Origin of the sequence: Janthinobacterium sp. EB271-G4-7A, assembly GCF_020858075.1 — a bacterium.
In the GTDB taxonomy this organism is placed as follows: domain Bacteria; phylum Pseudomonadota; class Gammaproteobacteria; order Burkholderiales; family Burkholderiaceae_D; genus Janthinobacterium; species Janthinobacterium lividum.
Genome location: NZ_JACYMI010000001.1, coordinates 3,372,038 through 3,392,635 on the forward strand (window position 1 = coordinate 3,372,038; position 20,598 = coordinate 3,392,635).

Sequence of the window (20,598 nt, forward strand, 5' to 3'; positions counted from 1 at the left end):
TCAGGCTCCTTGCGCCGCACGGCGCGCCTTGCTGATCGTGTAATGCAGGCTTGACGGCTGCAGGATGGCGTCGAAGTTGACGGGTTCCTGGGCCGAGTGCACCACCAATAGCGCGGTGATGGCGAAATTGAGGCGATTGATCGAGCCTTCCTGGATTTCCAGCGAAGCGCGCACGCTGCGCAGGCGCGGCTCATGGCGCGCGATGGCCTTTTCCAGACACTGGCAGATATACGCGCGGTCATCGGAACTCGACAAGCTCAGGCCGGCGAAATCATTGAGGCCGTAGGTGACAATCGAGCGGCCGCATTCGGGAAATTTTTTCAGCAGCGCTTCCGGTATCACGGTGCGCGTGTTGAGCAGCGCCTCCAGGTCGCGCGCCACGGTGTCTTTCAAATCCTCCAGCGACAGGCGCGAGACGGTGCTGCTGGAAGCACCCTGGATAGGCGTGTCCATCAGGCGGTCGAACAATCCCGGCGTAAAACCCTTCATCGGTATCCCGTCATTGGCAGTGGGAAGGAACAAAAGGGCGGCCTGCGGCGGCCCTTTGATTCAGGAGCATCAGTCACGCAGGCACAAGCCGGAGTCACCGTCGGCGGCTAGCCGGAACGGCTTCATCCGGCAAGGGCCGTTGCCGATCAAATCGTCTTGTTGGCCGACAGATCCCAGCCGCCGGAGGTATTGCCGCCTGAGCCGCCACCGACTTTTTGCTGCGTGTATTTCCACTTGACCTTGGAATACTTGATCGACACATTTTCGCCGAGGATGTCGCCAGCCGCGACGGATGGCGCCACGCTGCTGATCAGCACGTTTTCCAGTTCGATCTCGAAGTACTTGATGCGCTCGCCCTGGCCGTCAGCACGCAGGAATTCGAATTTGGCTTTCGGGATCGTTTTACCGGATGAGCAATTTTGCAGCAGCAGGGGCGTGGCGAGGTCGGCCAGCTTGGCGACCACGATATCCTTGTGCTCGGTACGTTCGGCGGTATGTCCGCCGCCCGTCGAGGCGGTGGCGGATTTCGGCTGCAGTACTTCCCACTGGACCGACTTGCATTCGATCCAATCTTTGTGGGAGGTGTCGGTGGATTCGCCTTTGATACCATCAATTTGCAAGTAAACGTCGATTGCCATGTCATTCCTTTCGGTTGTTTATGAAAAAATCAGGATTTGGTCGATTGCGGCAGCTCCGCGACCAAACGGAGTGAAACGGACAGCTCATCGAGCTGGAAATGGGGACGCAGGAAGGAAATCGCCCGGTAGACGCCCGGACGGCCAGGCACTTCCGACACCTGCACCGATGCTTCGCGCAGTGGAAACTGGGCCTTCTGCTCCTGGCTGGCGTTATCGTCGAGCAGCACGTATTGCATCAGCCAGCGGTTGAGGAAATCTTCGACGTTGGACGCGGCGGCAAAGCTGCCGATCTTGTCGCGCATCATCGCCTTCATGTAATGGGCGATGCGCGAGACGGCAAAGATGTATTGCAGCTGCGACGACAGCACCGCATTCGCATTCGCGGAATCGGTGTTGTACTTCTTGGCCTTCTGCGCCGACTGGGCGCCGAAGAACGCCGCGTAATCCGTGTTTTTGCAATGCACCAGCGAAATGAAACCCAGGTCGCTCAGCTCTTTTTCGCGCCGGTCGGTAATCGCAATCTCGGTCGGGCATTTCAGCGCCACTTCGCCCTCGTCGGTCTTGAAGGTATGGGTCGGCAAGTCTTCGACCAGGCCGCCGCCTTCCACGCCGCGGATCGCCGCGCACCAGCCATAGTCGTCGAAGGCCGCCGTCAGCTTGGCGCCGAAGGCATAGGCGGCATTGCACCACAGGTATTTCTGGTGGTTGGTGCCATCGACATCCTCGACGAAGTTGAAGCCGTCGACGGTGGCGCCGTCGGCCGGATTGAACGGCAGGCGCCCCAGGTAGCGCGGCAGCGTCAGGCCGACGTAGCGCGCATCTTCCGATTCGCGGAACGACTTCCACTTCGCATATTCGACCGTGTCGAACACCTTGGCCAGGTCGCGCGGCTTGCCGAGGTCGGAATAGCTCTCGAGGCCGAACAGCTCGGGCGATGCGGCCGAAATGAAGGGCGCGTGGGCGGCAGCGGCCACATGCGACATCTGCTCGAGGAAATACATGTCTTCGGGCTGGCGCGTGAATTCGAAGTCGCCCAGCAGCGCGCCGAATGGAGCACCGCCGAAAGTGCCGAACTCTTCCTCATACACTTTCTTGAACATGGTCGACTGATCGAATTCCAGCGCGCTCTGGAAATCGCGCACCAGCTCGCGCTTGGTGGCGTTCAGCAGCTTGATCTTCAGGTTGGTGCCGGTGGGCGTGTTATCGACCAGGTGATGCAGGCCGGTCCAGCTGCTTTCCAGCTTCTGGAATTCGGGCGCATGCATGATGACGCTGAGCTGGCGCGAAATGAGTCTGTCCAGCTCGGCAACGCGCGCATCGATGGTGGCCGCCAGGTTGTCCGACACCACCACGGTGCCCTCCATCACCTGGCTGACCAGTTCTGAAATCAGATCCTTGGCGCGTGCATGCTCGACGCTGGATTTGGCAACCTTGCTTTGTTCGACGATCTGGTCAAGCAAGCCGATATCGGTGGTCGCGGCGGCGCCGGACGCGGGGGTCAGTTGAGCGGACATGGGATCAGTCTTTCTTGGCGGTGGATTGTTGTTCCAGCTGGGCCAGCTTTTCCGTGCTGTTGAGCACGTCGTTCAGGATATCTTCCAGCTTGTCGTTGCCGGCCAGCTTGTTGCGCAGGTCGGCCAGCTTGGTGCGCGCCTCGAGCAGGCGGCGCAATGGCGCCACCTGCTCCACCACCGCCTCGGGACGGAAGTCATTGAGCGACTTGAAGCGCAGGTCGACGCGCAGCTGGCCGCCTTCATCGCTGAGCTCATTGCTGACGCCAAACGCGGCGCGCGGCTCGACGCCCTTGAGCACCTCGTCGAAATTGTCGCGGTCAATACCGATGAACTTGCGGTCCTTCAGCCGTTTTTGCTCGACTTCCGAATTGCCGCCGAAGTCGCCCACGACGCCCATCACGAAGGGCAGTTCCTTGTTTTCAATCGCATCGCCGATTTCCACGTCATACGTCATCTGCACGCGTGGCGGCCGGACCTTTTGCAGGCGTTTTTGAACACTTTCTTTTTTTGACATGACACATCCCTTCACGAGTAATCGGCGGCATCCGCGATGCCCTGGTAGATTGCTACTGCCTCAGCTTCACTTCAAACCATCGAAGGGATTGGCACTGCTGTCAGCAGTCTTGCTCTGTCCCTTGCGCGGCGGACGCGCCGGTTGCTTGTCGCGCGCCTGCGCCGCGGCAGGCGCCGGTACCAGCACGGTTTCGCCCAGGCTTTCGCGCAACAGCTTGGCCAGATCCTGCGATTCGGTGCGCAGCGGGCCGGACAGGTTGTTCTGGCGGCTCAGGTCGGCCAAGGCACGCGTCGACAGGCGCAGTCCGCTGATCGCAATGACGCTGTTGGCCAGTTTGTCGGCGGGGTCGCGCACCAGCACTTCCTGGGCATTGATGATGGCGTCGCCGTACTGGCCCGCCTCATAGCGGGTCTGCGCCATGCGGACCCATGGATTCTTATCGGCTGGGAATTCGACAGCGGCTTGTTTCCACAAACCCATGGCCGCTTCGTTGTTGCCCGAACTGGCAGCCTGGGTCGCCTTTGCCATCAGCTCGTCGAGCGAGGGTGGCGGCGGCGCCGTCTTGACCGCAGGCGCGGTGCTGCAGGCACTGAGCGTCAATGCGCAGGCAACCGCGGCAAAAAAATGGAGTGTGAATTGGCGAGACATGGTCTGATTTCCCTCAAAAAAAAAGATGACGCGGTCATTAAAAAACTTGCAATTTATAGTTGCCAAATTCTTATTTTTGCGAGACTAACACGGATTGAATATTGACTCCGTTCAATAGAAAATACGCGAAAACTCACAATCCGATCGGCCGCAAAGGCAGGCGCCATGCGGGAAACGTACCGTACGCGCCTTTCTTCCAGATAATGTTAATGTTGTTGCAGTTGCGAAAAAAGCACATAATTTCTTATTGCAAAGATTGAATGATCGGATGCACCTGCAAGGCGCCGATCGCGCTGCAAAAGAGCCCGGGAGCGGCAGCGTTCTCCGCGCTTTTACTTCCTCGGGAAAAAGGGCAATCGATGAGCATTACAAGCAAATTGTTATGGGGTGAAGGCCTGTTTCTGCGCCCCCAGCACTTCCAGCAGCAAGACCGGTACCATGAACATCGCCTGCACGAAAGCATCAAGGCGCTGCATCCCTACGCCTGGGGTGTCAACCACGTGCAGATCGACCGCGATGCGCTGAGCAATAACACGCTGCGGCTGCTGGAACTGTCGCTGGTGTTCCAGGATGGCGAAATCTACAACGCTCCCGGCGCCGACGAGTTGCCCGAAGCCCTGGACCTGAGCAAGCTGCTGCAATCACAGCAAACCGTCACGTTTTATGCCGCCCTGCCCGCCTTCAAGCACTTCGGCGGCAACTTTGCCGCGCCCGACCAAACCAACAGCGCAGCCCGCTACGGTCAGACCAACCTGGAAACGCCCGACCTGTACACCCATGCAGCGCAGGCCGAACTGGCCTACCTGCAAAAATCGCTGCGCCTGGTGGCCGAATCGGAACCGCGCGATTCGTATGTGAATTTTCCGTTGCTGCGCCTGCGGCGCCTGTCGACCGGCGGCTTCGAGCCGGACCCGTCGTTCGTGCCGCCGAGCCTGTCGATCCGCAGCGCCCCGCTGCTGTTCCTGCAACTGCGCCGCCTGATCGATGCGCTGCAGGCAAAGGTCAACGCCCTGTACGGCCACCACCGCGAGCCGAGCAAAAATGTGATCGAATTTCGCTCCGGCGACATGTCCTCGTTCTGGCTGCTGCACACGGCCAGTTCGGCCTTTGCCTCGCTCAGCCATTATTTCCATCATCCGGCGCTGCACCCGGAGCGCCTGTACGAAGCGCTGCTGGCCCTGGCCGGCGCGCTGATGACGTTCTCGAAAACCCATGCGCTGGCCGACCTGCCGGCTTATCAGCACACCGATCCGGGGCCGTCGTTCGCGCGCCTGCACGCGATCATCCGCGAACTGCTCGACACGGTGATCTCGTCAAAATATTTCGCCATTGCATTGACCGAAATCAAGCCGTCTTACCATCACGGCAAGCTCGATTCGGGCAAGATCGACGACAAGACCGCGTTTTACCTGGGCGTCTCGGCCGACCTGCCGGGCGTGGAACTGGTGGACGTGGTGCCGCTGCGCTTCAAGATCGGCGCGCCCGACGATGTGGAAAAATTCGTGCTGTCGGCCCTGCCCGGCGTGCGCCTGCAGCACACGCCGCAAGTGCCGGCCGCCGTGCCCGTGCGGCCCGATACGTACTACTTCACCATCGAAGCGAAGGGCCAGATGTACGACCGCATGCTGCAGGCCCAGTCGATTTCGATCTACGTTCCGTCCGGCATGCGGGATCTGAAACTTGAACTTGTCGCCATTACTTCCTGAAGATAAACGATGAATGCAAACGCCCCCTCCCTGATGTCCGGCGGCTCCGCCGCTTACGCATCGAGCGTACCTGCCGGCCCGGGCACGGAACACACGCTGACGGACCTGATGTACGACGGTTTCTACGCGCTGTTCATGCTGAAAAACGGCAGCGGCCCGCAAGACAATGCCGACTTCATCAGAAAGATGACGCAGTTTCTCGACGAATTCGGGCACGCGGCGAAAAAACATGCGGCCTCGGCCGACGATATCGATGCCGCCAAATATGCATTTTGCGCGGCTGTCGACGAAATCATCCTGCGTTCGCCGTATGCCATCCGCGACGACTGGGCGCGCCGCCCGCTGCAACTGGTGCTGTTCGGCGACCAGCTGGCCGGCGAGAATTTCTTCATCCGTCTCGAAGCCCTGCGCGCGCGCGGCAGCGCACACCTGCAGGCGCTGGAAGTGTTTCACATGTGCTTGCTGCTCGGCTTCCAGGGGCGGTACATCCTGGAAGGCTCGGAAAAACTGGCCTACCTGACGGCCCGCCTGGGTGACGAGATCGCCCAGATGAAGGGCAAGAAAGCGGGCTTTGCGCCACATGCGGAACGCCCCGACCAGATTGCGCACAAATTGCGCAACGACGTGCCGCTGTGGGTGCTGTGCTCGATATTCGCGCTGATCTGTGCACTCGGTTACCTGGGCCTACGCACCATGCTGGCCAAAAACACCGAACAGCAGATGAACGCCTACAGCGATATCGTCAAGCTGGCGCCGCGCACGGCCAACCTGACCATCACGTTGCCTTAATGAGCGGCCCGGCAACGACAGAGGCCGCCCTGGGGGTGTTCGGCACCGGCCTGTCCCAGCATGCGCGGCTGATCACGCTTGCCACGGCGCAGGAATCGAACCTGCCCGAATCGCTGATGGCCGAGCGGATGACGGGCCGCGAGGCGGTCAATGAGCTGTTCCGCTTCGAGGTCGATGCCTTGAGCACGGCGGCGGGCCTGGACCTGGCCAGCTTTCTCGGGGAAGAAATCACGCTCAAGCTGCTGCAGCCCGACGGCAGCTGGCGCGCCTGGCACGGACTGTGCACCGACTGCGGCTTTGCCGGCGCCGATGGCGGCGTGGCGCGCTACCGGCTGCGCCTCGAGCCTGCCCTGGCCTTGCTGGGCTTGCGCCGCGACAGCTATATCTTCCAGGACAAGAACGCGCGCGACCTCATCACGGAGCTGCTCGGCGACTATCCGCAGGTCCGTTTCGAATTCGATGTCAGCCAGGAACTGGCGCCACGCCCCGTCTGGACCCAATACCGCGAAAGCGACCTGGCCTTCCTGACCCGCGTGCTGGCCTTCGAAGGCCTGAGCTGGCGCTTCGAGCACGAACAGGAGGATGGCGCGGCGCAACAAGGCGAACAACAGAACGCGCAGCAGGCAAAACACAAGCTCGTGATTTTCGACAGCAAGGCAGTCGCGCCGCCGACGCCGGGCGTGGCTGGCCTGCGCTTTCACGGCGTGCGCGCCAGCGATACCGATGACGCCATCGACAGCTTCAGCGCGCGGCGCCAGGTGCGGCCCAATGCGGTCGGCATCAGCAGCTGGGACCCGCAGCAACTGGCGGCGCCGGCCGCCGAACACAGTTCGAGCCTGCAGGCGGGCGAGCTGCCACCCCTGCCCCTGTACGACGGCTCCGGCGAACGGCGCTATCCCGACAGCACGGCGGCCGATCCGCACGGCCTGCGCATGCTGCAGGCGCTGCAACTGGAGAACAAGCAATTCACGGGCGCTGGCGCGGTGCGGCGCATGGCGGCCGGCCACGCCTTTGACCTGCTGCAGCACGAACACTATGCCGATGGCGCCAACCAGTTCACCGTGCTCTGGGTCGAGCACGAAGCACGCAACAACCTGGGGCCGGCCGGCGGCGCGCTGACGGCGCGACTGTCGAAACTGTCGGCAATTGCCAGCCTGAGCGACGTCGCCAGCCTGCTCGATGGCCAGCTCGAGGCCGGCACCTACCGCAATACCTTTGCTTGCGCGCGGACCAGCGTGGCCATCGTGCCGCTCGCCACAGCCGCGCGCGTGGCCAGCAGCGCGCTGGGGCCGCAAACGGCGCTGGTGGTCGGCCTGCCCGACAGCGTGGCGACCACCGGGCGCGACCACCAGGTACGCATCCAGTTCGCCTGGCAACGGGGCGGCGCCGCCAATCCGGGCGGCATGGCGCACAACACGGATCAACAGGGCAACGCGCCCGGCAATGAAGCGTCAGGCACCTGGGTGCGCGTTGCCGAAGCCTTGGCCGGCCCGAACTGGGGTTCGCAATTTACGCCGCGCATCGGCACCGAAGTGCTGGTCGACTTCATCGAAGGCGACATGGACCGTCCGCTGGTAGTGGCCCAGCTCTATACCGGCAGCGACGCGCCGCCGTATGCGGCCGGCGTCGGTTCGGACGTCAATCATGCCGGCGTCATTTCCGGCATCCACAGCCACAATTTCGATGGCGGCGGCTATAACCAGTGGGTGATCGACGACACGCCGGGCCAGTTGCGCACCCGCCTGGCGACGAGCAGCGCGGCCACGCAGCTGAACCTCGGCTACCTGGTACAGCAAGGCCCCAACACGGCCCAGCGCGGCAGCTACCGCGGCAGCGGTTTCGAACTGCGCACCGATGCCTGGAGCGTGCTGCGCGGCGGCGAAGGCGTGCTCATCTCGACCACCGCCCGCGCACAGACTGGCGCGGGCGTTGCCTCTACCCAGCTCGACACCACGGAAGCGTTGGCCCAGCTGAAAGGCGCGGCCGAACTGAACAAGTCGTTGGCCGAGGCCGCACAGCAACAAACCGCCCTGTTCAGCCAGGACGCGAAACAGGCCCAGCTGGACCTGATCAAGCAGATCGATCCACAGCAGGATGGCAAATACCAAGCGAGCGTGGGCGGTCAGGAAGCACTGAAGGCCAGCGCAGGCGAGCGCAAGCTGGCCGCCGACCAGCCGGTGGAAAAGTTCGGCCAGCCGCTGGTACTGATGGAAGCGCCTGCCAGCATCAACTGGGCCACGCCCGGCTCGACCGTGGTGTTTGCCGCCCAGCAGTTGCACTGGACGATGCAAGCGGACTTGCACATGACGGCCGGCCACACCTATTCATCCGTGTCGGCCAGCGCGCAAGGGCTGTTTACCCACGCCGGCGGCATCCAGGCAATTGCCGCCAACGGCCCCGTATCGCTGCAGGCGCATACGGGGCAACTGGAAATCCTGGCCGACAAGGCCATTACCGTGATCTCGGTCAACGACTGCATCGACATCAAGGCCAATCAGAAGATCACGCTGCAGGCCGGGCAATCGTCGATCACGCTTGAAGGCGGCAATATCACGTTTACCTGTCCCGGCAACTTCACGGTCAAGGGTGGTCAGCACGTGTTCAACGGCGGCGCCAGCGCGGCGGGCGTGCTGCCGGCGCTGCCGGACACGCGCATCAAGCTGTTCGATGAAGGCTTTGTGCTGCGCGACCGCGACACGGGCGAAGCGATGCCGCGCCAGCCCTACCGCATCAAGCGCGAAGATGGCAGCTATGAGAGCGGCATGACCGACGAAAAGGGCTTGACGCATGTGATTGCGGCAGCCGCCACCGAGGCGCTGGTGATCGAGCTGCTGAAAACCGTGGGAGGCCAAGGTTCGGCACCGGCACCGGCATCCGCCCCCTCTTCCGCACCGGCGCCGGTGCCAGGTTCGCCAGGGCAGCCGGCAGCCAGGGCCAGCACCCCGCCGGAACCCAAATACAAGCCGGCAGGCGACTCCAGCACCACGCCGGTGGACAACAAGCGGCGCAAGGAAGTGCTGGTCAAGCTGCCGGCCTGCTGGATCGAGGACTACGAAAAGGAAATCGCCGGTCCCTCGTATGGCCGCTATGCGCAGCCTTACCAGCACGACGGCACGCCGCACAAATACAAGGACAGGATCTGGTTCAAGCTGTACGTGCCGTCAAAATCGGACGGTCCGGTGGTGGTGGAAGTGCGCTTCAAGGCCATCACGGTACTGGACGCCGCAGGACAGGCGCTGGAAGAGAGCGACAAGGGCACGGAATCGGCGGCGCTGCGCGTCAAGCAGCGCGCCAACGTGGTGGCGCTGGCGAAGAAAAACGCGACGGCCGGCATCGAAGGCAACTGGAACAACAAGTTCCGGCTTGAAATCAATGATCCGCAATGCGGACAAAAAGTGTTGCCCGTGGTTTTCCGCGTCCTCTGGGTTGACGAGAATCAGCATTACACGCTGCAGATCCACAAGCGCTATGACCGCGAAAACGTGACCGGCGACGTGATGAACGTGTCGCTGGCAACGGCACTGACCACGTATGCGCATGAATTCGGGCATTGCGTCGGCATGCCCGACGAATACTCGTACACGGAATTCGAAGAAACGGTACGCTATTTCAAGCCGGACGGCACGCTCGACGAGCCCATCGTCTGCCACGTCAACGGCACCTCGCCGGAAGACCTGACACAATCGATCATGTCGTACGCAGAAGGCGCGCGGATCCTGAAACGCCACGGCTGGAATATCGCGATCGAGGCGCAGGAATTACTGAGCAAAAAAATCGGCAGGAAAATACGATGCGATATTGTCTGACCCTGCTTATCTATGCCATGCTGATGGCACTACCATTGAAAGCAAACACCATGACGAGCACCCACGCGCCCCTCTCCATCTCCCTGCAATGCCTGGGCAACGCTGGCTGCGTCTATGAGCGCAAGCCGATCGACCTGCTGGTTACCATCCGCAACGATGGCAGCCGCGATATCGGTTTTCCGCTCGACTACCTGCGCAAGTCGGGCCCGATCGTCAAATTCATCGATACCGATACCGGCGCCGTCACCTACGCCCGCCGTGGCCTGGCCAATCCGGCGCTGAAAACGCAATTCACCACGATTGCGCCAGGCGCCTCGATTTCCATGGAAATCGACGTGCATCCAACCGACATTGAAACGTTTCGCATCAAAAAAGTCGATATCAGCGTGGAAGTGATATTGAAGGGCGACATACGCATCGATGGCGAAGCGGAGCTGCAGGACTACCAGGGCGGCGCGAAGATCCGCATCTTTGAAAAAGAGGAGTAAGACGATGCTGGTGCGGATGGTGTTGTGCGGAACAAGCGTTTCGCCGGATGCCTGAGGCAGCGCCCGCGAGCCGGCTCAAACAGCCACTTCGATCTCCTCCCACGGCACAGCTGCCGGATCCAGCAGCCACAGCAAGGCAAACTGTCGCTGCGCGATGACCTGCCCGATCAATCCCCCTGGAACGTCGACGAAGCGCGCTTGCTGGCACACGGCCAGCAGGCGCGTGTTCAGGTCAAGCGCATCGAGAAGTTCCCCATCGCCGCGCAACGGCTCAGCCAGCGCATCGATCGAGCCGGCACCGGTGATCATGGCGGCGATGCGCTGCGGGTCGCAAGTGGCCGTCGGCGTCTCCAGACTGCCAACCTTGCCCAAGGCCCATAACAGCGCCCAGCACGCTTCGAAGCCCCACTGGAACACGGGACCCCGCTGTGCCGGATCGGTCTGCGGGTCGAGAAATGCGGCTTCGAGGGGACGTAATGCGGACGCGGCGCCCAGGTCCGCGATCAGGTCGGAGGCAAGCTCCGGCGCGAGTCCTTCGGCGCGCGAGGCGCACATGCACAGGCAAATGGCGCGCCCTGCCGTGTCGCGTGCGCTGCGCACGGCACCGCTCAATGTCGGTGGCAAAGGCAATTGGCCTGGGGGAAGCGGCAGGCCCAATGATGTCAGATGACGAACCGAACGATCCAGGCGCGCCAGCGCCACGTCAGAAGGGATGGTGTTCATGGCTAGGCCGCTTTCCAATCGATCTAAATAAATTTGCCCATCAGGTGTTCATTGTATTTCTTTTGTTCATCCTCGATCACCTTGCGGATATCCGGATGCAGCGCATTGTAGTTCACCTTCCCGGTGCCTGGTTTCATCGCATGGAGGGACTTGTGAAACTCCGACAAAGTCGCTGTCGAGCCTGTTGGTGGAGCGGCCGCATACATCAGATTATCGAAATCGGTTTGCCCGCCACCGAATTTCGCGCCCTTGTTGACCATGTGCTCCTTGTTGACCTTGAAGGTCGTGACGGTGCTCGCCTTGGCCGCCAGCGTAGGGAAGTCCGTGCTGATTTCGTCCAGCAACTCAGTAAACTTGTCCTTGAATTTTCCGCCCACCAAGCTGTAATCTTTCCAGTTCGACGTGGCGTCCCGGCAACGCCGCCATGCCTCGGCCAGCACCGGATTGACCTTGAAGCTGAGCTCCGCCACTTGCTGATAAAACAGCGAGATTTCCTTCAATATCGCCTTGGTGGGGCCACTGGCCTGCAGCTTGACATTGATCGAATCGACCCAGCTGATCCAGCTGTCCGGATCGAGCACCGTGCCATTTTGCGCCTCGATGATGGCGTCCAGCGCATCGCTGATGATCGTTCTATTATTGTGTTTCGGATCGTCCTTGTAATCGGTGCCATTGAAGATGACCCGTTGCGCCACCATTGCCCCCGGCTCGGCGGCGGCTGGCGCGGGAACCTGCAGGCTTGCCGATCGCGCGGGCATCGCGTTCATGGCCCGGCTTCCCATCCGGTCTGCCTCCTGCTCGAGCGCGCGGTCATCGTTGATCGCCATGCCGTGCGCCGCTATCGTGGGCCTCACCCTGCCTTGCCTTTGCTGCAGCACATGCCAGGCTTCGTGCGGCAAGTGTCTTTCCTGGCCAGGTCCCAGATGAATATCGCCGCCTTGCGCATAGGCATGTGCCTGCACCAGGCCAGGCTGGTGCGAATTGTAGTGAACCGTTACCCGGTCCATCGCCATGCCCGACAGCTGCTCGATGCCGGTCCTGAGCGCCGATGGCAGCGGCGCGCGCCTGGCATCGGGGGCAGGCCCGCCGGCCGGGCTGCGCACATAGCGAAAGTTCGCCATGGCGGTGCCGCCGTGCCCGCCCTGCCGCTGGACGACAGGAAGCGCGCGGCGCGTGTCCGTGGCGGGCTGCATGGGCGGCCTGTGCCGCAATGGCTCATGCGTCATGATCAGCTTTGCTGGCGGATATTTTCACGACTCCTCCTTGCGCTTGCGCTTGCCTGCGACCTTACTCGTGCCAGTTTGTGCATCGAGCAACAACGATGCATGATGGTAGAGCGCAGACGGCACGGCTGGCACATAGGCTGGTTTTTTTAGCACCCTTGTTGACCCCATATCCCACACCGCGCCCTTCGGCAAATAGCTGCCGACTGGCGCTTCATCCCCGGCCTTTTGCAAATGCATGACGAAGCCCAGGTTGGTGCTGTCGGTTCCGAACTGGAAGTGTTTCGAAAGGCTTGCATACAGCGTGACCTTGGCATGCGTATTTTTCCCCAGCAGGCCAGGCAGCGCGGCAGGGTCCATATTCGTCATGTCGTAGATTTGCGCATCACCGGTATTTTGTTTTCCAAAGTCAGCCAGTTCTTCTCTGGTGGTAAAGTTATAGGCAGGATCGACCAGGCTGAGCGACTTGGGCCCCGCCGTGGAGGTCATGGTTTCAAAGTACACCGGCCCCCTGTCCTTGACCTTTTTTTTCACGAAGGCCGCGTCGGCCCCGTGAAACATCATCGCGCTGCTCGAACCTTGCTGCCCGCTGTGGGTAAGGTAGAACGATGCAATGGTATAGCCGGCACCCTGGACGGGGCCCGTGTAATGGCGCAAGACAGCGGCTTCCATTTTTCCCCTGGCCTCGCTCTGCTCATACTCCGTCGACAGGTGGAGTGCCGCCTCATTGAGGTTTTCAATGACTTGCGTCGCCTCTGCAAACAACACGTCGGTCCGCCAGCTGCGCCACTGCTGCAATATTTGCAATCCTTTGCCATAGTTACTCGCTATACGATTGAGCAACACTTTGACCTTGTCGTTTCCCACTGCCACCCGATTTACTGCGCCCTTTGCAAGATTCATGCTGCGCTTGAGCGTGTTTTGCAGCAGGGACAAGCGGCCGCCCCGCCTGCGGCGCCTGCGCGCCACATCGGCGTGAGGTGATATCACCTTCTGCAGCGTGGCGAGAAACCCCTCGATGTCATACTGCCCTGGCCATATCCGGATCGATTTTTCGAGGTCGCTGATGGCGGGATACAAAAAACCAAAACTTTGCCGCTCGGTCATTGTTACATCGCTGACAGCATTCCATTTATCAAGAATCCCCTGTTTGATCTTTGGAACATCGATACCAAGGTTGTTCTTGTCCTGAATTTCAAAAATAAGGGCCGGATAAGTAAAGAAACTCGTCTCGCCAGCCATGCCTGCATACACCAGTTTCAACGCATATGAATCGAACATACACTCGTTATCCCCGTAAATCCGCTTTGCCCCGGACACGATTTGCCGATAATGCCTGAACAACTCCACCTCATAGTCTTCTGGAGTATCGAAGTCGTGATGCACCAGCTTCCTTGCCTCAGTACGGTATTTTTTGGAACTAAGGTACTGCTTGGGAACGCCTATTTTTTTCGCGGGTGCGTAGGTCCTGGTTTTCGAATTTTTCAGCAGCAGATTGTAAGTAAAGCTGTTGACCTCGGCGCCCAATTTGGGACCGGGATGTCCTTGCCCACCCGGATTCCGATACCCGATGATACCGAGCGGACTGCCCTCATCCTGCTCGACATCAGCTTTCAGCAGTGCCGTTTGCTCTTCCTCTTCCTCTTCATTTGCAAGCGTCGAACTGGCGGGTTTGTAGATCTGACTCAACTGATTAACAAACGCTGCGTCACCACGCTTGGTATCTCCTGTCAGTCCAAGAATATCCCTTTGTACATTGGCTGCGCTGGAACGGAAGTAATCGAACTGATTCTGATTGAAAAAAACGCTCTTCCCCTGGCCTCCCGGCGGCTGCTTGTTCTTCGTCGGGGCGGTCTTGGCATGGTATAGCTTCAGGCTGTCGCCTGCGGCATTCATCACCTTGGAGCGTTTTCTGGCGGCATCCGAGCTCTTTTCTTTCCTGCGTGCCAGTCCCTGCCGCGAAACCTTGCCATTCCATTCAATGACTCTGTCGCGCACGCCATCCGGCATGTCGCCATACATGGCACCCAATTTCTCGATTTCCTCCGCCAAGAACATTTCCGCGTCAACAGAGGTCACGGGATCCCATCCATCCGTCGCCGGACCGGGAAATTCAGGCAGGTCCTGCATCAACTCCCGGTAAATCTCGTCATACTCCTCAGATCCTTCCCAGTACAGCTCTGCCAGCAGGGAAAACACGTCGTTGCGGCCATTCCGCCACAGCTCGTTGTCACTGATGTAGCGGTTCGCAGAGCCGATGGTGCGCTGCACGGGGCCGTTATCATGCTCCTGGCCGCTTGCTGCGAGCGGCTGGGGCGGCGCTGCCTTGCGTTGCAGCGGCTGCCGCATCAGGCGATCAGCGCCGGCTTCATCGCTCGTGTTGACGGCTTGCCCATTGACGCGGCCATCGGTCCGGGGCGGCGTGCCCCGCAAGACATTGATGATGTGATGCCCGACCTCGTGCCTGATGTTCGGCTCGCTATCCTTGCCGGGCGCGAAATGGACCTTGTTGCCCTGCAAGGTTGCATCGGCTTCCACGGTGGCGGGAAACGGGGAATTATGCGTGGCGCGCAGCGTCGACGTGTCGACGCCATGCTGCTCGCCCATCGCCGCCGCGATGGCCCGGAATGCGGACGATCCCTGCGCCCCCATGGACGCCGCCGGGCCTGGCTGCCGCAGCAAGCTGGCCGGGCTGCGCGCATAGCGGTACTGCTGCATCGGCGTGCCGCCATCGGCAACGCGCAGTTGCGGCGTGTCCGGCCCGCTGCGCGCTGCCGTGTGCGCCGTCGAACGCGGTTTATGCCGCAGGCGCTCATGCTCCATCGGCTGCGCCCCCTTCCGGCATGCCGGCAGGCAGCCGCCCGCGCGCATGCGTCCTCGCGCTACGCATCATCGTCCCAGCGAAAATCATCGGGCGCAAACACCTTGCCCAGCTTGTGGTACTCGCGCTCCGTCGCCTTGAGCAAGTGCCGCTGCCCCACCGCCTGCTGCTCGGCCGCCGCGAGAAAGGCGGCGCTCACGGCGATGCTGTTGATATTTGCGCCGCTCAAGGGCGCGCGTTCGGCCAGCAGTTCGAAATCAATGTCGCCGGCCAGCGGCACGGCGGGCGGAAAGGCGCTGCGCCACAATTGCAGGCGCTGCGCGCCTTCGGGAAACGGATATTCGATCATGAACTTGAAGCGCCGCGTAAAGGCCTTGTCCATATTCGCCATCAGGTTGGTCGACAGGATGACGATCCCCGTGTAGCTTTCGATGCGCTGCAGCAAATAACCGGTTTGCAGGTTGGCATAGCGGTCGTGCGCATCCTTCGTTTCCGTGCGTTTCGAAAACAGGCTTTCGGCCTCGTCGAAGAACAGCACGATATTCATCGCCTCGGCCTGGTCGAACAATTGGGCCAGGTGTTTTTCCGTCTCGCCGATGTATTTGCTGACGATGCTGGCCAAGTCGATGCGGTACAGGCCCAGTCCCAGTTCATTGGCAATGATCGACGCTGCCATGGTCTTGCCCGTCCCGGACGGACCATAGAACAGGATGCACAGGTTGCTGCCATGCTCGTTCTTGCGGTTGAAACCCCACTCCTCGATGACCTGATGGCGCTGCTGCGCATATTGCAGTACTTCCTGCAGCCACTGCCGCGTGGTATCCGGCAGGACGATATCGCCGAAGCGGTAGGTGGTCTTGACTTCATGCGCAACGCTCATCTGTTCACGGTTGCTCTGCGCGCGGCAGGCGTCGAGCAGCATTTCGCCGGCGCTCCCCTCTTCGCCCTCGGCCTGCAGCATGCGCCGGCTCGCCGTTTCCTTCAGCGCCAGCACGATCTGTTCCTGCGTCAGCAGATATTGATTGACCAGCCTGGCGAGCAAGGCATCGTCGATGTCCACGCCGAAAGTGCCCGCATGGCGCAGCCAGCTGGCGCGCCGCAAGCGGCTGTCCGGCGCCGGGACGCGCACCAGGACGGCCGCCACCTCGTGCCGGGCATACCGAAAAGCAAGGTCGGACAGCCGCCGCGCGGGACCGTTCAAGACCGCCAGGTAGGGCTGGCTCTCGAACAGTACCTGCATGACCTCGTCAAGCAGGTCGTCGTCGGCGCCCTCCTGCGTGCCGAGCCAGTGGCAATGCAGGAGCACGAAAATGCGGTTGCACAACAACGCGTCGCGGCACAGCAGGCGCAGGCGCGCCAGCAAGGTGCGGCGGTTCTTTTGCCCATTCAGATAGGCTTGCCAGATTTCCTTGCCGTCGAGTTCGACGCATGCCATGCCCATCGTCGCAAACGTCGCCGCGCACAGACTGCGGGCCAGCCACAGGTCCGGCCCTTGCAATTGCAGCACATGGCTGGCCGCGCGCGCCTGCGCCGGGCCGCAGTGCCCGATGAAACGCGCCAGCTGCGCGAGGGCCTGGGCATCGGCCAGGTGCTCGTCGAGCGCCAGCGTGCTGTCCAGACTGGTCAGCGGGCGCTCGAGACACAGGCGCGGCGCGGACTGGGCCAGCAGATACGCGGCAATCGGCTCGCTCAGGCGATAACCGCCGTCCAGTCCGGCCAGGCTGGTATTGGGCACCAGCACGATCAGTTCCCAGTGCAGCAAGGCGGCATCGGCCAGCAGGCAGCGCTGCAAGCCCGGGCGCGTGCCGCGGCACGCGGCGAGCATGGCATCCAGGCCGGCCAGGTCGATCCAGCCTTCGCTGCCCTCGGCGCTGGCGGCGCTGCCGAAAGCGCGCACGATGGCGCCATAGCGCCATTCGATTTCGCTGAGCAAACCGAACAGCAAGACTTCCTGTTGCGGCCGGTCCAGGTTGAACAGGGCGCAGACATGGATCCAGGGAATAAAAATCTGCGCCTCGACGGTGGCTGCCGCACGCTGGCCCAGCAATTGCCACTGCTGTTCGATGCGCGCGCCCAGCCGCGCGGCCGCATCGGCGCCGCCCGCGCTCCCCGCGCCCAGCTGGCTGGCTTGCCGGTACAGGCGCTCGAGGGCGGCGCCGGACGCCGCTTCGGGTGGTGCGGACGCCTCCGCCTGGCGTGCCAGCAGGGCCAGCTCGATCATATTGTCGGCCAGCGTGCGCAGCGCCTGCTGCAGGGCCGCGTTGTCCGCATAGGCGCCGCTGTCGGTGGCGGCCGTGGCTGGCTGGGCGCTCATCGTTTCACACCCCTTCCGGCTTGGTGAAATCGGCGAGCAGCACCAGGCGGTCGCTGGCGCCCCGGTTCCAGGCCGCATGTTCCTGCGTGTCGTCGAAGACCAGGCAGCGCCCGGGCTGCCAATGGCGCACGGCCGCACCCACCCGCAAGGCGCAGTCGGGCGAACTGCGCAGGCCCAGGTGCAGGCGCAGCACCCGGTCCGTATAACCGACGTGCGGCGCGATCTCGGTGCCGGGCGCCAGGCGCGAAAAGCCCGCTGTCACCAGACCCGGAATGCAGCCGAGCAAGGCCAGCGTGCGCGGACAGAAGATGGCGTTCTCGAGCATGGGACGGCCTTCGAGCACCAGGCCATAGACATCCCAGCCGCGGTTGTACAAGCCCGTTTCAGGCCAGGCGTCGAACTCGGCATGCGGCAGCGCCAGGCATTCGTCGAGCACGCTTTCCCAGCCTTGCTCGAGGCGGGCCGTAAAGGAGAACTGGTCATTGCGAAAGAACATGGTGTCACCAGAAAAGTTGCCATTGCCCGCCCTGCCAAACGGCATGGCCCTGCAAAGTGATGCGATAGTCTCCGGGCGCGCCGTCGAAGCCGCGGGCCTGGTGATAGCGACGGCCGGAATGGATGAAAGCGGCCCCCGTCTGGTAATGGATCTGCTCGAACGGTTCGCGCTGCAGCAGCGCCAGGATCTCGCTTTCATCCAGATTGCCCGTGCGTTCGAGTCCGAACGGCCACATTTTCATGCCGGCGCCCCGCCCCGCAGCGGCGATCAGCAAGGTCACCGATAGCGTCGGCGCCGCGCCCAGGCCGACAGCCAGGTGGCCGCGGTCGAGGTGGATGGGATTGCCCGGAAAGTCGGCCGTCTCGCGCCCGCCCTGCCATTGCTCGTGCACCAGGTCGAGGTCTTCCGAGGCACGCAGGGCGGGATGGCCGCCGAACATGTGAAAACCGGGCAAGGCGAGCGCCGGGTGATAAACGACAGGCTGGCCCAGCGCGGCGCCCAGGGACGCCAGCAAGGCGTCATAGACTTCGCCGAAATGATCCAGCAGAAAAGGATTATATTGGCGGGCCAGCCGTTCGTACGGACGCGCCGGCATGCCCACTATATCGTAGTAATACGTGGCCCCCAGGGTGTGGATCGGGAAATGCCGGGTACGCTTGAGCCAGAACGGTTCCAGGTCGAGCAGGCGCTCGACGACGTCCGCGCATTGCTGCGGCGTCAGCACGGGCAGGTGGAACGATGCGATCGCTTCAGCGCTGTGGTCAGGATTCATGCTCTTACCAATACAAAAGAAGTTGTCCATCCAGGCGGACCGCATGGCCCTGCATGGTGATGCGCTCGAGGCCGCCTTTGCCGCAGGCCAGCACCGCCTGGTGTATCGCCAGCCCGTCATGCACGATCATCTGTCCGTGGCGGTAGGCGATGAAGTCGGGTTGACCCTCCTCGCGCCGCCACAGATGCAGGCCGCTGCCCGCCGGCACGCTCAGCGGCAGGGTAAAGCTCAGCAAGTCCTGCGCGCCAAAATGCCGCCCTGCAAACACGTCGCGGTATTGCAAGTCGCGGTGCACGCTGGCCACCGGCTCGGCGAATGCCGGGTGCGGCAGGTAGATATGAAAGCCGGGCCAGGCGGCCCCGGGCGCCAACCGGGCCGGCAGCCCGCAATGGCGCTCCAGGCAATCGAGCACCAGTTGCAGCAGCGCGCCAAAATGGGCCGCGAGCAGGCGGTTGCTGCGTTCGCGCTCCGGCCGGTTCCAGTAAAGGCCGGCCGGGCCCGCACCGGCGTCGAGGTAGGCCGCCAGTCCCAATGAATAAAAGGGCACTTCGGCATGGCGCCGCCGCCAGTGGCGTGCCAGCAGCGACACCCGCAAGACCCAATCGTCACAGGCGCCCTCGTCCAGCAAAGGGAAGAACGGAACGGGCATCAGCCGTGGCGTCCGTCGCCCACCAGGCGCACCAGGGCACGCGTGAGCAGGCGCCGGTCAGAATTGCCGAGGCTGATATCCGTGGCGCGCTGCACATTGTCGAGGAACAGGCGGACATTCGCATCGATCAGGCCGAGGTCGCCCCGGTTGGCCGCATTTTCATTGATTTTCACAAGCGCGCGGATGCCTTCCTTGAGCAAATCCTGCTGTTGCACGCCGAAGTTGCGCCCGGTAGCCTGCCCGAAGGCGGCGACCAGACCGACCAGGTCGGCATCGTCGACCCGGTTATCGACGGGCTGGCCGGCGGGCCTGGCACTGCAGACGATTTTTTGCAGGCCCTGCACGAAGCGCGTCCGGTCGCCCTCGTCATTGCTCATCTTCGTGGCGTCGCCAAACACATGGGCAAAGTCGCCCACCCGTTCATCGATCGTGCGCTGGGCCGAAGCCAGCAGGTTTTCCTGCAAGCGCCCCGACGAGACTTCCTCGCGCAACTGCGCCATTGCCGCAGCCGTGGGGCTGGGACGCGTTTCCAGCGCGATGGAGCTGGCGTTTTCCGGCGTCCAGACGAACTCCACCAGGGGTGCGGGACCGATCGCCGGTTCGGCCGTCAACTGGATCTTCCAGGTTTCGCCGGCCCGCACCGTCATCGTGAAATTCCCTGGCATGGGGATGAAATACGTGTACGCTCCTTTCTTGCCGGACGATGCGGTGACCGCCTGAGTGCAACCGGTGGCATAGGTATGGCTGGTTACGCTGCCGCCAGCATCGATGGTGCTGCCCTCGAGCATGCCCAGGTAGGCGGCGGTAATGGTCGGCTGCCCGATGCTGGCCATGACGAAGCCGTCGCTGATGGCCACCGTACTGAAAACGCCTTCGACCAGGTCGGCCTGCGAATAAGTGGTGCGTGCGCCAAAGTCATTGCTATGTTTATGCTTACGGTTCATGACAACTCCATGGTTGGATGCAACATCAAAATGTCTTGCCCTGTCAGGCAAGTGCGAAAATGCT

17 protein-coding genes are annotated in these 20,598 nt (G+C 62.1%); 4 read left to right on the forward strand and 13 right to left on the reverse strand.

All coding sequences use genetic code 11. The annotated features are described in order from the left end of the window. The 5 genes from tssE to IGS58_RS15125 all read right to left on the reverse strand — a co-directional run bounded on the left by tssE (position 1) and on the right by IGS58_RS15125 (position 3,803). Positions 1-489, reverse strand: a complete 489-nt coding sequence (gene tssE, locus IGS58_RS15105) for a type VI secretion system baseplate subunit TssE (RefSeq protein ID WP_070257336.1) — start codon at positions 487-489, stop codon at positions 1-3. Between the two features lie 146 nt (positions 490-635). Then, positions 636-1,127: an Hcp family type VI secretion system effector gene (locus IGS58_RS15110; RefSeq protein WP_034752191.1), complete on the reverse strand. Its 492-nt coding sequence runs from the start codon at positions 1,125-1,127 to the stop codon at positions 636-638. A gap of 29 nt (positions 1,128-1,156) precedes the next feature. After that, the gene (gene tssC, locus IGS58_RS15115) at positions 1,157-2,641 is read right to left on the reverse strand and encodes a type VI secretion system contractile sheath large subunit (RefSeq protein ID WP_034777802.1); all 1,485 of its coding nucleotides are present in this window, start codon (positions 2,639-2,641) and stop codon (positions 1,157-1,159) included. A gap of 4 nt (positions 2,642-2,645) precedes the next feature. Further along, positions 2,646-3,155 carry a type VI secretion system contractile sheath small subunit gene (gene tssB, locus IGS58_RS15120; RefSeq protein ID WP_070257339.1) on the reverse strand — a complete coding sequence of 170 codons (510 nt, stop codon included), beginning with the start codon at positions 3,153-3,155 and terminating at the stop codon, positions 2,646-2,648. A gap of 66 nt (positions 3,156-3,221) precedes the next feature. Continuing rightward, positions 3,222-3,803 carry a tetratricopeptide repeat protein gene (locus tag IGS58_RS15125; protein ID WP_052139838.1) on the reverse strand — a complete coding sequence of 194 codons (582 nt, stop codon included), beginning with the start codon at positions 3,801-3,803 and terminating at the stop codon, positions 3,222-3,224. A gap of 359 nt (positions 3,804-4,162) precedes the next feature. Here IGS58_RS15125 and tssK point away from each other — a divergent pair, with 359 nt between their 5' ends. The 4 genes from tssK to IGS58_RS15145 are packed head-to-tail and all read left to right on the forward strand — an operon-like array spanning position 4,163 to position 10,592. Beyond that, the gene (gene tssK, locus IGS58_RS15130; RefSeq protein WP_070257341.1) at positions 4,163-5,509 is read left to right on the forward strand and encodes a type VI secretion system baseplate subunit TssK; all 1,347 of its coding nucleotides are present in this window, start codon (positions 4,163-4,165) and stop codon (positions 5,507-5,509) included. A 9-nt stretch (positions 5,510-5,518) separates the two neighbouring features. Then, on the forward strand, positions 5,519-6,298 hold the full coding sequence (gene icmH, locus IGS58_RS15135) for a type IVB secretion system protein IcmH/DotU (protein ID WP_034777796.1): 780 nt from the start codon (positions 5,519-5,521) through the stop codon (positions 6,296-6,298). Continuing rightward, complete coding sequence (gene tssI / locus IGS58_RS15140; protein ID WP_230521929.1) at positions 6,298-10,104, forward strand: type VI secretion system Vgr family protein; 3,807 nt, start codon at positions 6,298-6,300, stop codon at positions 10,102-10,104. Before icmH ends, tssI begins: the two co-directional genes overlap by 1 nt. Before the next feature lie 50 nt (positions 10,105-10,154). Continuing rightward, the gene (locus IGS58_RS15145) at positions 10,155-10,592 is read left to right on the forward strand and encodes a hypothetical protein (protein ID WP_070257344.1); all 438 of its coding nucleotides are present in this window, start codon (positions 10,155-10,157) and stop codon (positions 10,590-10,592) included. A gap of 75 nt (positions 10,593-10,667) precedes the next feature. On the opposite strand, the gene IGS58_RS15150 is transcribed toward IGS58_RS15145, so the two are convergent. From IGS58_RS15150 to IGS58_RS15185, 8 genes are read right to left on the reverse strand one after another with little or no spacing between them, the layout of a single operon-like run. Further along, positions 10,668-11,315 (reverse strand): DUF4272 domain-containing protein, encoded by a 648-nt coding sequence (locus IGS58_RS15150; protein WP_139144174.1) that lies wholly within the window; start codon positions 11,313-11,315, stop codon positions 10,668-10,670. Positions 11,316-11,338: 23 nt separating this feature from the next. Then, the gene (locus tag IGS58_RS15155; protein ID WP_230521930.1) at positions 11,339-12,508 is read right to left on the reverse strand and encodes an eCIS core domain-containing protein; all 1,170 of its coding nucleotides are present in this window, start codon (positions 12,506-12,508) and stop codon (positions 11,339-11,341) included. 57 nt (positions 12,509-12,565) lie between these two features. Beyond that, positions 12,566-15,409 (reverse strand): hypothetical protein, encoded by a 2,844-nt coding sequence (locus IGS58_RS15160; RefSeq protein ID WP_230521931.1) that lies wholly within the window; start codon positions 15,407-15,409, stop codon positions 12,566-12,568. 11 nt (positions 15,410-15,420) lie between these two features. Next, the gene (locus tag IGS58_RS15165) at positions 15,421-17,673 is read right to left on the reverse strand and encodes an ATP-binding protein (RefSeq protein WP_230521932.1); all 2,253 of its coding nucleotides are present in this window, start codon (positions 17,671-17,673) and stop codon (positions 15,421-15,423) included. Positions 17,674-17,677: 4 nt separating this feature from the next. Next, the gene (locus IGS58_RS15170; protein WP_230521933.1) at positions 17,678-18,169 is read right to left on the reverse strand and encodes an aspartyl/asparaginyl beta-hydroxylase domain-containing protein; all 492 of its coding nucleotides are present in this window, start codon (positions 18,167-18,169) and stop codon (positions 17,678-17,680) included. Positions 18,170-18,173: 4 nt separating this feature from the next. After that, positions 18,174-18,941: a hypothetical protein gene (locus IGS58_RS15175; RefSeq protein ID WP_230521934.1), complete on the reverse strand. Its 768-nt coding sequence runs from the start codon at positions 18,939-18,941 to the stop codon at positions 18,174-18,176. Positions 18,942-18,945: 4 nt separating this feature from the next. Continuing rightward, positions 18,946-19,590: a hypothetical protein gene (locus IGS58_RS15180; protein ID WP_230521935.1), complete on the reverse strand. Its 645-nt coding sequence runs from the start codon at positions 19,588-19,590 to the stop codon at positions 18,946-18,948. Then, on the reverse strand, positions 19,590-20,534 hold the full coding sequence (locus IGS58_RS15185; protein ID WP_230521936.1) for a hypothetical protein: 945 nt from the start codon (positions 20,532-20,534) through the stop codon (positions 19,590-19,592). Before IGS58_RS15185 ends, IGS58_RS15180 begins: the two co-directional genes overlap by 1 nt. Positions 20,535-20,598: the final 64 nt, after the last annotated feature.

Excerpts from the sequence above, each read along its gene's own strand:
- IGS58_RS15110 (WP_034752191.1), bottom strand. The coding sequence starts at position 1,127 with ATGGCAATCGACGTTTACTTGCAAATTGATGGTATCAAAGGCGAATCC.
- tssC (WP_034777802.1), bottom strand. The coding sequence starts at position 2,641 with ATGTCCGCTCAACTGACCCCCGCGTCCGGCGCCGCCGCGACCACCGAT.
- IGS58_RS15125 (WP_052139838.1), bottom strand. The coding sequence starts at position 3,803 with ATGTCTCGCCAATTCACACTCCATTTTTTTGCCGCGGTTGCCTGCGCA.
- IGS58_RS15185 (WP_230521936.1), bottom strand. The coding sequence starts at position 20,534 with ATGAACCGTAAGCATAAACATAGCAATGACTTTGGCGCACGCACCACT.
- IGS58_RS15155 (WP_230521930.1), bottom strand. The coding sequence starts at position 12,508 with ATGCAGCCCGCCACGGACACGCGCCGCGCGCTTCCTGTCGTCCAGCGG.
- IGS58_RS15145 (WP_070257344.1), top strand. The coding sequence starts at position 10,155 with ATGACGAGCACCCACGCGCCCCTCTCCATCTCCCTGCAATGCCTGGGC.
- IGS58_RS15170 (WP_230521933.1), bottom strand. The coding sequence starts at position 18,169 with ATGTTCTTTCGCAATGACCAGTTCTCCTTTACGGCCCGCCTCGAGCAA.
- IGS58_RS15180 (WP_230521935.1), bottom strand. The coding sequence starts at position 19,590 with ATGCCCGTTCCGTTCTTCCCTTTGCTGGACGAGGGCGCCTGTGACGAT.
- IGS58_RS15175 (WP_230521934.1), bottom strand. The coding sequence starts at position 18,941 with ATGAATCCTGACCACAGCGCTGAAGCGATCGCATCGTTCCACCTGCCC.
- tssE (WP_070257336.1), bottom strand. The coding sequence starts at position 489 with ATGAAGGGTTTTACGCCGGGATTGTTCGACCGCCTGATGGACACGCCT.
- IGS58_RS15165 (WP_230521932.1), bottom strand. The coding sequence starts at position 17,673 with ATGAGCGCCCAGCCAGCCACGGCCGCCACCGACAGCGGCGCCTATGCG.
- IGS58_RS15160 (WP_230521931.1), bottom strand. The coding sequence starts at position 15,409 with ATGCGCGCGGGCGGCTGCCTGCCGGCATGCCGGAAGGGGGCGCAGCCG.
- icmH (WP_034777796.1), top strand. The coding sequence starts at position 5,519 with ATGAATGCAAACGCCCCCTCCCTGATGTCCGGCGGCTCCGCCGCTTAC.
- tssK (WP_070257341.1), top strand. The coding sequence starts at position 4,163 with ATGAGCATTACAAGCAAATTGTTATGGGGTGAAGGCCTGTTTCTGCGC.
- tssI (WP_230521929.1), top strand. The coding sequence starts at position 6,298 with ATGAGCGGCCCGGCAACGACAGAGGCCGCCCTGGGGGTGTTCGGCACC.
- tssB (WP_070257339.1), bottom strand. The coding sequence starts at position 3,155 with ATGTCAAAAAAAGAAAGTGTTCAAAAACGCCTGCAAAAGGTCCGGCCG.
- IGS58_RS15150 (WP_139144174.1), bottom strand. The coding sequence starts at position 11,315 with ATGAACACCATCCCTTCTGACGTGGCGCTGGCGCGCCTGGATCGTTCG.